Here is a 14,647-nt window from a genome sequence, read left to right on the forward strand (position 1 = left end):
CCCAAATCGCGGGCAAGCCCGCTCCTACAGGTACGGTGGTGCCCCTGTAGGAGCGGGCTTGCCCGCGATGACTCCCTTCAAATCAATACAAATCCACAGGATCGACATCCAGGGACCACCGCACCGCCCGCCCGCTCGGCATCTGTTCCAGCACCAGCAGCCAGCTGGCCAGCAACCGATGCAGGGGCGCCCGGGCCGTAGCTTGCAGCAACAATTGCGCACGGAAACGGCCGGCGCGGCGTTCCATTGGCGCCGGCACCGGCCCCAGCAGCTCTATGCCCGTCAGGTTCTGTTCGGCGAGCAGGCGCTCGGCCTCGCCGCAGGCTTCGTCGAGGAAGCCTTCGGCCTGCCCCGGCTTGTGCGCCTCGGCACGCAGCAGCGCCAGGTGCGCGAACGGCGGCAGGCCGGCGGCGCGGCGTTCGCTCAAGGCCTGTTCGGCGAAGGCGAAGTAACCCTGCTCGGTCAGTTGTACCAGCAGCGGATGGTCGGCGAGGTGGGTCTGGATGATCACCCGGCCCGGCTCTTCGGCCCGGCCAGCACGGCCCGCCACCTGGACGATCAGTTGCGCCATGCGTTCGCTGGCGCGGAAGTCGCCGGAAAACAGCCCGCCGTCGGCATCGAGGATCGACACCAGGGTCACCCGTGGGAAGTGGTGACCCTTGGCCAGCATCTGCGTGCCGACCAGGATGCACGGCTGGCCTTTCTGGATGGTGGCGAACAGCTGGTTCATCGCGTCCTTGCGCGACGTGCTGTCACGGTCGACGCGCAGCACCGGGTAATCGGGAAACAGGATGGCCAGGCGCTCTTCGGCGCGTTCGGTGCCGGCACCCACCGGGCGCAGATCCACCTTGTTGCATTTCGGGCACTGGCGGGGCGTGCGCTCGACATAACCGCAATGGTGGCAGCGCAGTTCGCCGTAACGCTGGTGCACGGTCATGCGCGCATCGCAGCGCTGGCATTCGGACATCCAGCCGCAGTCGTGGCACAGCAGGGTGGGGGCGAACCCGCGACGATTGAGGAACACCAGCACCTGTTGCCCGGCGGCCAACGTCTGGCCGATGGCTTGCTGCATGGGTCCGGAAATGCCGCTGTCCAGCGGCCGGCTCTTCACATCCAGGCGCAGGAAGCGCGGTTGCTTGGCGCCGCCTGCACGCTCGTTGAGGCGCAGCAGGCCGTAACGACCGGTGTAGGCGTTGTGCAGGCTCTCCAGCGACGGCGTGGCGGAGCCGAGCACGATGGGGATGTTTTCCTGGCGCGCGCGGACCAGTGCCAGGTCGCGGGCGTGATAGCGCAGGCCTTCCTGCTGTTTGTAGGAGCCGTCGTGCTCTTCGTCGATGATGATCAGGCCGGGGTTCTTCATCGGCGTGAACAGCGCCGAACGGGTGCCGATAATGATGTCGGCCTCGCCGTCGCGGGCGGCCAGCCAGGCGTCGAGCCGTTCGCGGTCATTGACCGCCGAGTGCAGCAACGCGATGCGCGCATTGAAGCGCTGCTCGAAGCGCGCCAGGGTTTGCGGGCCGAGGTTGATTTCCGGGATCAGCACCAGGGCCTGCTTGCCGGCCTCCAGGGTCTCGCGGATCAACTGCAAATAGACTTCGGTCTTGCCGCTGCCGGTGACGCCGGCCAGCAGGAACGCGTGATAACTGTCGAAGCCCGCGCGAATGGCCTCATAGGCCGCCCGTTGTTCGGTATTGAGCGGCAGCTCCGGTTGCGCCAGCCAATGCTCGTGGCGCACGCCGGGCGCATGGCGGCGGACTTCGACCTGTACCAGGCCCTTGGCCAGCAACAGGTCGAGGCTGTCCTTGCTCAGCATCAATTTGCTCAGCAGTGCGTGGGCGACGCCGTGGGGGTGCTGGGCCAGGGTGGCCAGTGCCTCGCGCTGACGCGGCGCGCGGGCGATGCGCGGGTCATCCTGGCTGGCACCGGGGGCTGCCGACCAGAAACGCTCCTGGCGCGCCTCGGCCAGCTCGCCCTGGCGCAGCAACACCGGCAAGGCCCAGCTCAAGGTATCGCCCAGGCTGTGTTGGTAGTACTGGGCGGTCCACAGGCACAGCTTGAACAGCGCGGGCGGCAGGGGTGAGGTGGCGTCCAGCAGGGCCAGGGCCGGCTTGAGCTTTTCGGCCGGCACTTCGCTGGTGTCGGTGACCTCCACCAGGATCCCGATCATTTCCCGCCGGCCGAACGGCACCCGCAGGCGCATGCCCGGCTGCAACCGGGCACGCGGGACCCCGGCCGGGGCGCGGTAGTCGAACAGGCGGCGCAGCGGCGATGGCAGGGCGAGGCGCAAAATGGCGTCGGGCACGCGGGTTCTCGATAAGCAGGTGAAGTTGGGCGCGACCTGATCCTGTAGGAGCGAGCTTGCTCGCGATGGCGTCGGGTCAATCAACCCAGATGTTGAATGTTCCGGCCTCTTCGCGGGCAAGCCCGCTCCTACAGGAGTCTGGGGTGCTTTGGGCCGGGAGCCTAGCAGACGGTCGGTAGAAGGGACAGCTTGCGCGAATGACATTGTCTGGTAGAATCCGCGGCCTAATTACGTGCGGTATTCAACAATAGTGTTGGGTGGCGGCACGCTAGCCTGAGGAAAACACCATGAAAGCTGATATCCATCCAGAATACCCAGCAGTTGCTGTTACCTGCAGCTGCGGCAACAAGTTCGAAACCCGTTCGACCTTCGGCAAAGCCCTGGCGATCGACGTTTGCAACGAATGCCACCCGTTCTACACCGGTAAGCAAAAGACTCTGGACACTGGCGGCCGCGTACAGCGCTTCGCCGACCGTTTCGGTGCTTTCGGCGCGAAAAAGGCCTAAGGCCTGTCAACTTGGGAAGCCGCTACGGTTTTTCCATGCTGATAAAGAAGGCGTCCCTCGTGGGCGCCTTTTTTGTGTCCGCGATTTGGTTGTCGACGGCCCAGGCCTTCTGCCCGGCACCAGGCGGCCTGGAGCCTGTCGTTGTACAGCGGGTGGTGGATGGCGACACGCTGCGCCTGCAAGATGGTCGCAGTGTGCGCATGATCGGCTTGAACACGCCGGAACTGGGCAAGAAGGGCCGCTCCGACGAGCCCTTCGCCGTTGCGGCGCGCAAACGACTCGAAGCGCTGGTGGCCGCCAGCGACGGGCGGGTCGGTCTGCTGCCCGGTAAAGAGAGCAAAGACCATTACGGGCGGACCCTCGCCCATGTCTTCGCGGCCGACGGCAGCAACCTTGAAGCCAGAATGCTCGCCGAAGGCCTGGGTTTTGTGGTGGCCGTCGCACCGAATGTAAATTTTGTCGATTGTCAGCGCGCTGCGGAACGCAGTGCGCGCCAGGCCGGGCTCGGCATATGGCGGCAGTCGCCTGTACTGAAAGCGGATCAGATCAGCGCATCCGGTTTTGCGGTGCTCAGTGGGCGTGTGAGCAAGGTTCAGCGCAATCGTGGCGGAATTTGGATCGAATTACAGAATTCGGTTGTGTTGCGTGTTGCACCCAATCTGCTGGAGCGCTTCGATGCGGATTCGCTGAAAAGCCTGGAAGGCAAGCAAATCGAGGCGCGTGGCTGGGTGCTGGACCGCTCCCGGCGCGGTGGGCTCAAACAAGGTCAGGCACGCTGGATGCTGCCATTGACCGATCCGGCGATGATCGAAGTGGTCTCCGGCTGAAAAGTTGTAGACATTTTTAAAGCTGATTGTGAACAGTGCACCCCTTGTGTTCCGTGGCTCTTGGCCCAAAGTCGTAGAGCAGGGCGCTTGACAGGGGTGACCGGTCAGTCTTGTGGGGACTTTGCGAGGCGCGTATCCTCGCTGACCAGTCTGTCCAACAGTAAAAGCGGAATGCCCACATGTCTGATTTGAAAACTGCCGCTCTCGAGTATCACGCCAATCCTCGTCCAGGAAAGCTGAGCGTCGAGCTCACCAAGCCCACCGCTACCGCCCGCGACCTGTCGCTGGCCTACAGCCCCGGCGTAGCCGAGCCAGTGCGCGAAATTGGTCGCGACCCTGAACTGGCCTACAAGTACACCGGTAAAGGCAACCTGGTTGCAGTCATTTCCGATGGCACCGCGATTCTCGGCCTGGGTAACCTCGGCCCATTGGCTTCCAAGCCAGTGATGGAAGGTAAAGGCGTGCTGTTCAAGCGCTTCGCCGGCATCGACGTGTTCGACATCGAAGTCGATTCCGAAAGCCCGCAAGCCTTCATCGACACCGTCAAGCGCATCTCCATCACCTTCGGTGGCATCAACCTGGAAGACATCAAGGCGCCAGAGTGCTTTGAGATCGAGCGCGCTCTGATCGAGCAGTGCGACATCCCGGTATTCCACGATGACCAGCACGGCACCGCGATCGTAACCGCCGCCGGCATGATCAACGCCCTGGAAATCGCTGGCAAAACCCTGCCTGACGCCAAGATCGTCTGCCTGGGTGCCGGTGCGGCCGCCATCTCCTGCATGAAACTGCTGGTGAGCATGGGCGCCAACATCGAAAACATCTACATGGTTGACCGTACCGGCGTGATCCACTCCGGCCGTGACGACCTGAACCAGTACAAGGCGGTCTTCGCCCACGCCACCGACAAGCGCACCCTGGCTGACGCCCTGCAAGGCGCAGACGTGTTCGTCGGCCTGTCCGGTCCGAACCTGCTGAGCGCTGAAGGCCTGAACTCCATGGCGGCCAACCCGATCGTGTTCGCGTGCTCGAACCCTGATCCGGAAATCTCCCCTGAGCTGGCCCACGCCACTCGCAGCGACGTGATCATGGCTACCGGTCGTTCCGACTACCCGAATCAGGTCAACAACGTACTGGGCTTCCCGTTCATCTTCCGTGGTGCCCTGGACGTTCGCGCCAAGCGCATCAACGAAGAAATGAAAGTCGCGGCGGCCAACGCCCTGCGTGAACTGGCCAAGCTACCAGTGCCTCAGGAAGTGTGCGACGCCTACGGTGGTATCAAGCTGGAATTCGGTCGTGAGTACATCATCCCGAAACCAATGGATGCCCGCCTGATCACCGTGATCTCCGACGCCGTGGCCAAGGCCGCGATCGAGACCGGCGTGGCGACCCTGCCGTATCCGAAGAACTACCCGCTCAAGAGCGTGGATGACGTGTTCAACGGCTAAGTCGTTGTAGCGCTTCAGCGAAAGCCCTGGCTCGCACGAGTCGGGGCTTTTTTATGTCTGATAGGTTTACATTGGATTGGCCGGCCCCATCGCGGGCAAGTCGAATCGTCGCACCGCCGCTCCTACAATTGATCTGCATGCGCCGAACCACTGTAGGAGCGGGCTTGCCCGCGATGAGGCCAGTCAATCCAGCACAAATCCCCAGGCATAAAAAAGCCCCAACTCTCACGAGCCAGGGCTTTTTGCTGCCACCAGGATCAGAACAAGTCGATCGGCGCCGCCTCATCCGCTGGCAGCGGGCTGCCCGGCGCAACGCCGTTACCCAGCTCGTTGACCGACGGCGGCGTGTCTTCGGCCTTGAACAGCTCGAAATACGCCCCTGGCGTACTTGGCGTGGCCGCACGGCCGCTGATCGGGTCTACCCGCAGGCTGAGGATGCCTTCCGGCTCGGCCTGGGTGTGCGGCGGCTTGTCCTTGAGCGCGGCGGACATGTAGTTCATCCAGATCGGCAGGGCGACGGTGCCGCCGAATTCACGCTTGCCGAGGCTCTCCGGCTGGTCGAAACCGGTCCAGACGGTGGTCACGTAATCGGCGTTGTAACCCGAGAACCAGGCGTCCTTGGATTCGTTGGTGGTACCGGTCTTGCCCGCGATGTCGGAGCGACCCATGGCCAGTGCGCGGCGGCCGGTACCCAGCTTGATCACGTCCTCGAGCATGCTGTTGAGGATGAACGTGGTGCGGCCATCGACGATGCGTTCGGCTACGGCGGGCACCTGCGGAGCCGGCTCGGCCATGGCTTCGCCTGGCGTCGCGTCGACGGTGAAGGCCTGCGCCTGCGGTGCGGCAATGCCGTCGGAAGCCACCTCGCCTTTCGGTACGCTCTGCGGATTGGCGACGAACAGCGTGTCGCCATTGCGGCTTTCGATCTTGTCGATGATGAACGGCGTGATCTTGTAGCCGCCGTTGGCAAAGGTGCTCCAGCCGGTGGCGATTTCCATCGGCGTCAGGGTGGCGGTGCCCAGGGCCAGGGACAGGTTGCGCGGCAGGTCCTGCTTGTTGAAGCCGAACTTGCTGATGTAGTCGATGGTGCGATCGACGCCCAGGGCCTGCAACAGGCGGATCGACACCAGGTTGCGCGACTTGTACAGCGCCTCACGCAGGCGGATCGGGCCGAGGAAGGTGTTGGTGTCGTTCTTCGGGCGCCAGACCTTGTCCAGGTATTCGTCGACGAACACAATCGGCGCATCGTTCACCAGGCTGGCGGCGGTGTAGCCGTTATCCAGTGCCGCGCTATAGACGAAAGGCTTGAAGCTCGAGCCGGGCTGACGCTTGGCCTGCATGGCGCGGTTGTAATTGCTCTGTTCGAAGGCGAAGCCACCGACCAGCGAGCGAATGGCACCGTTCTGCGGGTCGAGCGACACCAGCGCGCCTTGTGCCTGCGGGATCTGGCTGAATTTCAGCGAGTTGTCCGGCTGGCGCTGTACGCGGATCAGGTCGCCGACCTGGGCCACGTCCGCTGGCTGCTTGGGCGTGGCGCCCATGCTGTTGGTGTTCAGGAATGGCCGCGCCCACTTCATGCTGTCCCAGCCCACGTGCTCGCTGCCGGTGCGGGTCAGGACCTGCAGGCCGGTCTTGTCGACCTGGGTCACGATGGCCGGTTCCAGGCTGCTGATCGTGCGCTGCTTGGTCAGCTCCAGGGCCCAGGCTTCACGGGTCTTGCCGGGCAGGCGCGATTCGGGGCCGCGATAACCGTGACGCTGGTCATAGGTCATCAGGCCTTCATGCAGCGCGGTGTTGGCCATTTCCTGCAGGTTGCTGGGAACGGTGGTGGTGACGCGGAAACCTTCGGTGTAGGCGTCGCTGCCGTAACGACCGACCATTTCGGCGCGGGCCATTTCGGCGATGTACGGAGCGTTCACTTCCGGCGTCGGCACGTGATAGCTGGCGTTGAGCGGCTCGTTGATCGCGGCGGTGTAGTCGCTTTCGCTGATCTTGCCGAGCTTGTACATGCGCCCCAGGATCCAGTCGCGACGCTCCTTGCTGCGCGCCGGGTTGGCCAGCGGGTTGAAGCGCGACGGGGCCTTTGGCAGGCCGGCAATCATCGCCATCTGCGCCAGGCTGATGTCACGAATCGACTTGCCGTAATACACCTGTGCCGCCGCCTCGATGCCGTAGGCGCGGTTACCCAGGTAGATCTTGTTGACGTACAGCTCGAGAATTTCGTCCTTGGTCAGCTGCCGCTCGATTTGCAGCGCCAGGAGAATTTCCGTGGTTTTACGAGAAAAGCTGCGCTCGCTGGTCAGGAAGAAGTTCTTCGCCACCTGCATGGTGATGGTGCTGCCGCCGGATTGAATGTGGCCGCTTTTGACCAATTGGGTCGCCGCACGCATCAGGCTGCTCGGATCGACACCGTAGTGGTTGGCAAAATTGTCATCTTCTGCACTTAAAAGCGCATTGATGAAGTTGGGGGGAATGTCGGCGAAACGGATCGGTGTACGGCGCATTTCGCCAAATTCTGCGATCAACTTGTTATCGCTGCTGTAAACCCGCAGAGGAATCTGCAACTGAATGCTTCTCAAAGCCTCCACGGACGGCAATCCGGGGCTAAGGTAAAGAAACGCGCCGCTCAGACCCAGAAGCAGTCCGCAGAAAACGGCGACGATGGACCAACCGAAAAATTTCAGCAGACGAATCAAGGCTTTGGGATATCCAGGGCAAAGAATGAGTTAGGCATCAGGGTTCAGATAACGAGGAGAACGACCCGGGCTTGACGAAAAAAGCAGAAAAAATCGCTGGGCATTATAAGCATTTTTCCAACCCGGGCGTCATTTGCACTGCTGTCAAGACAGATGGATGGAACGCAATGGACATTACAGAGTCCGTAACTCTCGGATAGTCATAGGGAATTGGTAGTGCTGGGACTCTTCAATAAAAAGGCCAACCTGCTGTTGGGGATCGACATCAGCTCCACGTCGGTCAAGCTCCTGGAGCTGAGCCGCCAGGGCGACCGGTACCGGGTGGAAGCCTATGCGGTAGAGCCGCTGCCCGCCAGCGCAGTGGTCGAGAAGAACATCGCCGAGCTCGAAGGCGTGGGGCAGGCGCTCACACGCGTATTGGTCAAGGCCAGGACCGGCCTCAAGAACGTCGCGGTGGCGGTTGCCGGCTCGGCGGTGATCACCAAGACCATCGAGATGGACGCCGGTCTTTCCGATGACGAGATGGAAAACCAGCTGAAGATCGAGGCTGACCAGTACATTCCCTATCCACTGGACGAAGTGGCCATCGACTTCGAAGTCCAGGGCACGTCGGCGCGCAACCCGGAGCGGGTCAACGTGCTGCTGGCCGCCTGCCGCAAGGAAAATGTCGAAGTACGCGAAGCGGCCCTGGCGCTGGCCGGCCTGACGGCTCGCGTGGTCGATGTCGAAGCGTACGCGCTGGAGCGCTCTTTCGGTTTGATGACCGGGCACCTGGCGGCCTCCCAGGAGCAACTGACGGTGGCGGTGGTCGATATCGGCGCCACCATGACCACCCTCAGCGTGTTGCACAACGGCCGCATCATCTACACCCGCGAGCAATTGTTCGGCGGGCGCCAGTTGACCGAAGAAATCCAGCGCCGTTATGGCCTGACGTTCGAGCAGGCGGGGCTGGCCAAGAAGCAGGGCGGATTGCCGGACGATTACGTCAGCGAGGTCCTGCAACCGTTCCGTGACGCCCTGGTACAGCAAGTGTCGCGCTCGTTGCAGTTTTTCTTCGCCTCCGGCCAGTACAACGCGGTCGATCACATTCTGCTGGCCGGTGGTACCGCCTCGGTGCCGGGGCTGGACCGCCTGATCGAGCAGCGCCTCGGCACACCGACGCAAGTAGCCAACCCCTTCTCTGACATGGCCCTGAGCAGCAAGGTCAACGCCGGTGCGCTGGCCAGCGACGCACCGGCGCTGATGATCGCCTGTGGACTCGCCCTCAGGAGTTTCAACTGATGGCACGGATCAACCTTTTACCCTGGCGCGAAGAGCTGCGCGATCACCGCCGCAAACGCTTTCTGCTGGCGTTGGCCGGTGTCCTGGTGGGGTCGATCGGGGCGGTGTTGATTGCCTGCCAGGCCATCACCGGCGCCATTGATCGGCAGGTGGCCCGCAACGACTACATCAGCCAGCAAATTGTCGGTGTCGATGAGCGGATCAAGCAGATCAGCGACCTGAAAGCCCGGCGCCAGCAGTTGCTCGAGCGCATGCGGATCATCCAGGACCTGCAAGGCAATCGCCCGATCAGTGGGCGGATCTTCGACCAGTTGGCACGCACACTGCCGGACGGCGTGTATTTCACAGAGGTGAAAATGGAAGGCAAGACCTTGTCCATCGTCGGTGCGGCCGAGTCTAACAACCGGGTTTCGGACCTGATGCGTAACCTCGATGCGTCGGACTGGTTCGACGCCCCCACGCTGACGGAGGTCAAGGCGACGACGGCGGGTCAGTTGGACCAGGCCAACGTCTTTCAGTTGACCGTTCGTCAGACCCAGCCTGCCGCCGCGGAGGCCGTTCAATGAAACCGGCCGAATGGATCGAAGGCCTGCGCAAGATTGATATCAATGACCTGGACACCAGCAACATGGGCTCCTGGCCTGCCGCCATCAAGGTGTTGGCGGGTGTTTTGCTGGCGGCTCTGGTGTTGGCACTGGGCTACAACTTTTCCATCAGCGAGATGGAAAGTGAGCTCCAGGCCAAGCGTACCGAAGAGTCGACACTCAAGGAGCAATTCGCCACCAAAGTGCACATGTCCGCGAACCTGGAACTCTATATCGAGCAAATGAAGGAAATGGAGAATTCCTTTGGCGTGTTGCTACGCCAGTTGCCTAGTGATACCGAAGTGCCGGGGCTGCTCGAAGACATCACCCGCACTGGGCTGGGCAGTGGCCTTGAGTTCGAGGAAATCAAGCTGCTGCCCGAGGTCGCCCAGCAGTTCTACATCGAGTTACCCATCCAGATCACCGTCACCGGTGCCTATCACGACCTGGCGACATTCGTCAGCGGCGTGGCCGGATTACCACGCATAGTGACCCTGCATGACTTCGATATCGCGCCGGTCAATCCGGAAAGTGGCCCGAAATTGCGCATGAGCATCCTGGCCAAAACCTACCGCTACAACGACAAGGGGCTGCAAAAATGAGCCCGATCCGGATTGCGGTAATGATGGCCGTGCTGCTTGTCATCGGCGGATGTGGCAACGGCAATGATTTCCATGACCTGGACGCCTACATGAATGAAATGCGTCTGCGTCCGCCCGGCAAGATCGAGCCCACGCCGACTTTCCGCTCCTATCCCACCTTCACCTACAACGCGGCGAACCTGCGCAGCCCGTTCTCCCGGCAACTGCGGGTCGATCTTGCGGGGCAGAAGCATGGCTCGCGCAACGTCAAACCCGACCCCAATCGGGTGAAGCAATACCTTGAAGGTTTCAACATCGAGCAGTTTGAAATGGTCGGCACCATTTCCAATGCGGCTGGCTCGTTCGCGCTTCTGCGCGGGGCGGGCGGCGTGCATCGGTTGAAAGTCGGTGATTACCTGGGGCGTAACGATGGGCGGATCGTCGCCATCAGCGGCTCGCAAGTCGATGTGGTCGAAATCGTTCCCGATGGCCAGGGCGCCTGGCTGGAACGGCCGCGGACCATCCCTTTGAAAGAGCACTCATAGTGGAACTCGAATAATGAACAGGATTTTCGCAACCTTCGGAATTTCGCTATGGATAGCGTTGATGTCACCGATGGTACAAGCGGCGAACCTCAAGGCGCTGGATGTCGCGGCGTTGCCGGGTGACCGCGTCGAGTTGAAATTGTCGTTCGATGGTGTGCCTCCGCAGCCCCAGGGCTACACGACGGAACAGCCCGCACGGATCGCGCTGGACCTGCCAGGTGTCGTCAATCAGTTGGCCAGCAAAACCCGCGATCTCGGTGGTGGCAACGCCCGTAGCGCCACGGTGGTGGAAGCCAAGGGGCGCACCCGGGTGATCATCAACCTGACTCAGTTGACGCCCTACGCTGCCAGGGTCGAAGGCAACCAGATATTGGTCGTGGTAGGACGGGGCGCCAGCAGCCAGGCAGCCGGGTCCGCCCCGAAGACAACGCGTGCCGCCACCGCGACGGCGGCGCCAAGCAAAAACTATGCGCCGGTGAACAAGGCGATTCGTGGCGTGGATTTCCAGCGCGGAACCCAGGGCGAGGGCAATGTGGTCATTGACCTGTCCGATCCTTCCATCGCCCCCGACATTCAGGATCGCGAGGGCAAAATCGTCCTCGGTTTCGCCAGGACGCAACTGCCGGAACCGTTGCGGGTGCGCCTGGACGTCAAGGATTTCGCCACGCCAGTGCAGTTCATCAACGCCAGCGCCATGGGCGACCGGGCAACCATTGTCATCGAGCCCAGCGGTGCGTTCGACTATTCCACCTATCAGACCGACAACAAGCTGACCGTCAGCATCCGCCCGATGACCGTCGATGACCTGCAAAAGCGCAACGCCGAGCGTTTTGCCTATAGCGGTGAAAAGCTCTCGCTGAACTTCCAGGACATCGACGTGCGTTCGGTGCTGCAACTGATCGCCGACTTCACCAACCTCAACCTGGTGGCCAGCGACACGGTGCAGGGCGGTATCACCCTGCGCCTGCAAAACGTGCCATGGGACCAGGCGCTCGACCTGGTGCTCAAGACCAAGGGGCTGGACAAGCGCAAGATCGGCAATGTGTTGCTGGTGGCGCCGGCCGATGAAATCGCCGCCCGTGAACGTCAGGAACTGGAATCGCAGAAACAGATCGCCGAGCTGGCACCGCTGCGCCGCGAATTGTTGCAGGTGAACTACGCCAAGGCGGCCGACATCGCCAAGTTGTTCCAGTCGGTGACCAGCGCTGAAGCGAAAGTCGACGAACGTGGGTCGATCACCGTCGATGAGCGGACCAACAACATCATTGCCTACCAGACCCAGGACCGCCTCGACGAACTCCGCCGGATCGTCGCGCAGCTGGATATCCCGGTGCGACAGGTGATGATCGAGGCGCGGATCGTCGAAGCCAACGTCGATTACGACAAGAGCCTGGGTGTGCGCTGGGGTGGTTCGATTCAGAACAAGGGCAACTGGAACACTTCCGGGGTCAGCAATGGCGCCAATGCCTCTTCGACCATCGGCACGCCGGGCAGCACCAGCACCAACGCACCGTTCGTCGACATGGGCACCACCGCCAACACGTCGGGCATCGGCATCGCCTTTATCACTGACAATGTGCTGCTGGACCTTGAGCTGACCGCCATGGAGAAGACCGGCAACGGCGAAATCGTCTCGCAGCCCAAGGTGGTCACGTCCGACAAGGAAACCGCGAAAATCCTCAAGGGCACCGAGATTCCTTACCAGGAAGCCGCCTCCAGCGGCGCGACGTCGGTCTCGTTCAAGGAGGCTTCGCTGTCGCTGGAAGTGACGCCGCAGATCACCCCGGACAACCGGATCATCATGGAGGTCAAGGTCACCAAGGACGAACCGGACTACCTCAACAAAGTGCAGGATGTACCGCCCATCAAGAAAAACGAGGTCAACGCCAAGGTCCTGGTCAACGACGGCGAGACCATCGTGATCGGTGGCGTTTTCTCAAATACTCAGAGCAAGGTTGTAGATAAGGTGCCATTTCTTGGCGATGTGCCGTATCTTGGCCGCCTTTTCCGGCGTGACGTGGTTTCGGAGAAAAAATCCGAGCTGCTGGTATTTCTCACTCCGCGTATCATGAACAACCAGGCGATTGCTGTGAGTCATTGATTCTGTGCGAAATTTGATTCTTGTTGGACCGATGGGGGCTGGAAAAAGCACCATCGGTCGGTTGCTGGCCAAAGAGCTGCGCCTGCCGTTCAAAGATTCCGATAAGGAAATTGAATTGCGCACGGGTGCGAATATCCCATGGATTTTCGACAAGGAAGGCGAACCGGGCTTTCGCGACCGCGAGCAGGCGATGATCGCCGAGCTGTGCGGCTGCGACGGCGTGGTGCTGGCGACGGGGGGCGGGGCGGTCATGCGCGAAGCCAATCGTCGGGCATTGCACGCCGGTGGTCGGGTGGTTTATCTCCATGCGTCCGTCGAGCAACAGGTGGGCCGTACCGCCCGTGATCGCAACCGTCCGCTGTTGCGCACCGCCGATCCGGCCAAGACCCTGCGGGATCTGCTGGAGCTGCGCGATCCGCTCTATCGGGAAATTGCTGACCTGGTGGTGGAAACCGACGAGCGACCGCCGCGAATGGTCGTGCTCGACATTCTCGAACGCCTGAACCAGCTGCCTCCCCGTTAAAGCACGGCGCGAAATGCGCTATCCTCGGCGTCCTGCCAAAACTGCCCAGGTTGTGGCGGATGGCTACCGAGCGGCGTCACACCAGCAGATGCCGTGGACATACGATAATTTTAGGCGGGACGCCTGATTCCATCTTCACTGTGGGGACACATGCAGACACTCAAGGTCGATCTAGGCGAGCGCAGCTACCCGATTCATATTGGCGAAGGTTTGTTGGATCAACCTGAGCTGCTGGCCCCGCACATTCGCGGACGGCAAGTGGCGATCGTCTCCAATGCAACGGTCGCGCCGCTCTATCTCGAACGTCTGACCCGCAGCCTCGCGCAGTTCTCGGTGGTGTCCGTGGTACTGCCCGACGGCGAAGCCTTCAAGAACTGGGAAACCCTGCAACTGATTTTCGACGGCCTGCTGACCGCACGCCATGATCGCCGCACCACGGTCATCGCCCTCGGCGGTGGCGTGATTGGCGACATGGCCGGTTTTGCGGCCGCCTGCTACCAGCGTGGCGTCGACTTCATCCAGATCCCGACCACGCTGCTGTCGCAGGTCGACTCTTCGGTGGGTGGCAAGACCGGGATCAACCATCCGCTGGGCAAGAACATGATTGGCGCCTTCTATCAGCCGAACGTGGTGCTGATTGATACCGCCTCCCTCAATACCTTGCCGGCCCGCGAATTGTCCGCCGGGTTGGCGGAAGTCATCAAATACGGGTTGATCTGCGACGAGCCGTTCCTCACCTGGCTGGAAGAAAACGTCGATCGCCTGCGCGCCCTCGATCAGGCCGCGCTGACGTATGCGATCGAGCGCTCCTGTGCGGCCAAGGCGGCCGTGGTCGGCGCCGACGAGAAGGAAACCGGTGTTCGCGCCACCTTGAACCTCGGCCATACCTTCGGCCACGCCATCGAAACCCACATGGGCTATGGTGTGTGGCTGCATGGCGAGGCGGTCGCTGCTGGCACCGTAATGGCTCTGGAGATGTCCGCACGCCTGGGCTGGATCAGCGAGCAGGAGCGTGATCGCGGCATCCGTCTGTTCCAGCGCGCCGGTCTGCCGGTCATTCCGCCTGAAGAGATGACCCCAGCCGATTTTCTCGAACACATGGCAGTTGACAAGAAAGTGATCGACGGTCGTTTGCGCCTGGTGCTGCTGCGCCACATGGGCGAAGCGGTGGTGACCGACGATTATCCGAAAGAGGTTCTACAGGCCACGCTGGGAGCGGACTACCGCGCCCTGGCTCAGCTTAAAGGTTAATA

General features: G+C 61.8%; 12 protein-coding genes. 10 read left to right on the forward strand and 2 right to left on the reverse strand.

Features of this window, described 5'->3' with window-relative positions; genetic code table 11:
• Nucleotides 1-82 precede the first annotated feature (82 nt).
• Nucleotides 83-2,302, reverse strand: coding sequence for a primosomal protein N' (locus tag ABVN20_RS15750; RefSeq protein WP_368556630.1), 2,220 nt, complete (start codon nt 2,300-2,302; stop codon nt 83-85).
• Nucleotides 2,303-2,589: 287 nt separating this feature from the next.
• On the opposite strand from ABVN20_RS15750, the gene rpmE reads away from it, so the two are divergent.
• The 3 genes from rpmE (at nt 2,590) to ABVN20_RS15765 (ending at nt 5,083) form a co-directional block, all read left to right on the forward strand.
• On the forward strand, nt 2,590-2,808 hold the full coding sequence (gene rpmE, locus ABVN20_RS15755; protein WP_008047849.1) for a 50S ribosomal protein L31: 219 nt from the start codon (nt 2,590-2,592) through the stop codon (nt 2,806-2,808).
• Nucleotides 2,809-2,843: 35 nt separating this feature from the next.
• The gene (locus tag ABVN20_RS15760; RefSeq protein ID WP_368556631.1) at nt 2,844-3,635 is read left to right on the forward strand and encodes a thermonuclease family protein; all 792 of its coding nucleotides are present in this window, start codon (nt 2,844-2,846) and stop codon (nt 3,633-3,635) included.
• A gap of 179 nt (nt 3,636-3,814) precedes the next feature.
• Nucleotides 3,815-5,083, forward strand: a complete 1,269-nt coding sequence (locus ABVN20_RS15765) for a malic enzyme-like NAD(P)-binding protein (protein ID WP_368556632.1) — start codon at nt 3,815-3,817, stop codon at nt 5,081-5,083.
• 257 nt (nt 5,084-5,340) lie between these two features.
• Here the strand turns inward: ABVN20_RS15765 and ABVN20_RS15770 are convergent, their stop codons facing one another.
• Nucleotides 5,341-7,779 carry a penicillin-binding protein 1A gene (locus ABVN20_RS15770; RefSeq protein WP_368556633.1) on the reverse strand — a complete coding sequence of 813 codons (2,439 nt, stop codon included), beginning with the start codon at nt 7,777-7,779 and terminating at the stop codon, nt 5,341-5,343.
• Between the two features lie 216 nt (nt 7,780-7,995).
• Here ABVN20_RS15770 and ABVN20_RS15775 point away from each other — a divergent pair, with 216 nt between their 5' ends.
• The 7 genes from ABVN20_RS15775 (at nt 7,996) to aroB (ending at nt 14,645) form a co-directional block, all read left to right on the forward strand.
• Nucleotides 7,996-9,060, forward strand: coding sequence for a pilus assembly protein PilM (locus ABVN20_RS15775; RefSeq protein WP_368556634.1), 1,065 nt, complete (start codon nt 7,996-7,998; stop codon nt 9,058-9,060).
• Complete coding sequence (locus tag ABVN20_RS15780; RefSeq protein WP_368556635.1) at nt 9,060-9,626, forward strand: PilN domain-containing protein; 567 nt, start codon at nt 9,060-9,062, stop codon at nt 9,624-9,626. Before ABVN20_RS15775 ends, ABVN20_RS15780 begins: the two co-directional genes overlap by 1 nt.
• Nucleotides 9,623-10,246, forward strand: coding sequence for a type 4a pilus biogenesis protein PilO (gene pilO / locus ABVN20_RS15785; protein WP_368556636.1), 624 nt, complete (start codon nt 9,623-9,625; stop codon nt 10,244-10,246). The genes ABVN20_RS15780 and pilO overlap by 4 nt, the downstream gene beginning before the upstream one ends.
• Nucleotides 10,243-10,770 carry a pilus assembly protein PilP gene (locus ABVN20_RS15790; protein ID WP_368556637.1) on the forward strand — a complete coding sequence of 176 codons (528 nt, stop codon included), beginning with the start codon at nt 10,243-10,245 and terminating at the stop codon, nt 10,768-10,770. Before pilO ends, ABVN20_RS15790 begins: the two co-directional genes overlap by 4 nt.
• A gap of 13 nt (nt 10,771-10,783) precedes the next feature.
• The gene (gene pilQ, locus ABVN20_RS15795) at nt 10,784-12,871 is read left to right on the forward strand and encodes a type IV pilus secretin PilQ (protein WP_368556638.1); all 2,088 of its coding nucleotides are present in this window, start codon (nt 10,784-10,786) and stop codon (nt 12,869-12,871) included.
• Nucleotides 12,872-12,875: 4 nt separating this feature from the next.
• Nucleotides 12,876-13,394 (forward strand): shikimate kinase AroK, encoded by a 519-nt coding sequence (gene aroK, locus ABVN20_RS15800; protein ID WP_368556639.1) that lies wholly within the window; start codon nt 12,876-12,878, stop codon nt 13,392-13,394.
• 150 nt (nt 13,395-13,544) lie between these two features.
• Nucleotides 13,545-14,645 (forward strand): 3-dehydroquinate synthase, encoded by a 1,101-nt coding sequence (aroB, locus tag ABVN20_RS15805; RefSeq protein ID WP_368556640.1) that lies wholly within the window; start codon nt 13,545-13,547, stop codon nt 14,643-14,645.
• Nucleotides 14,646-14,647: the final 2 nt, after the last annotated feature.

The sequence above is a fragment of the Pseudomonas sp. MYb118 genome, assembly GCF_040947875.1.
Taxonomy (GTDB): domain Bacteria; phylum Pseudomonadota; class Gammaproteobacteria; order Pseudomonadales; family Pseudomonadaceae; genus Aquipseudomonas.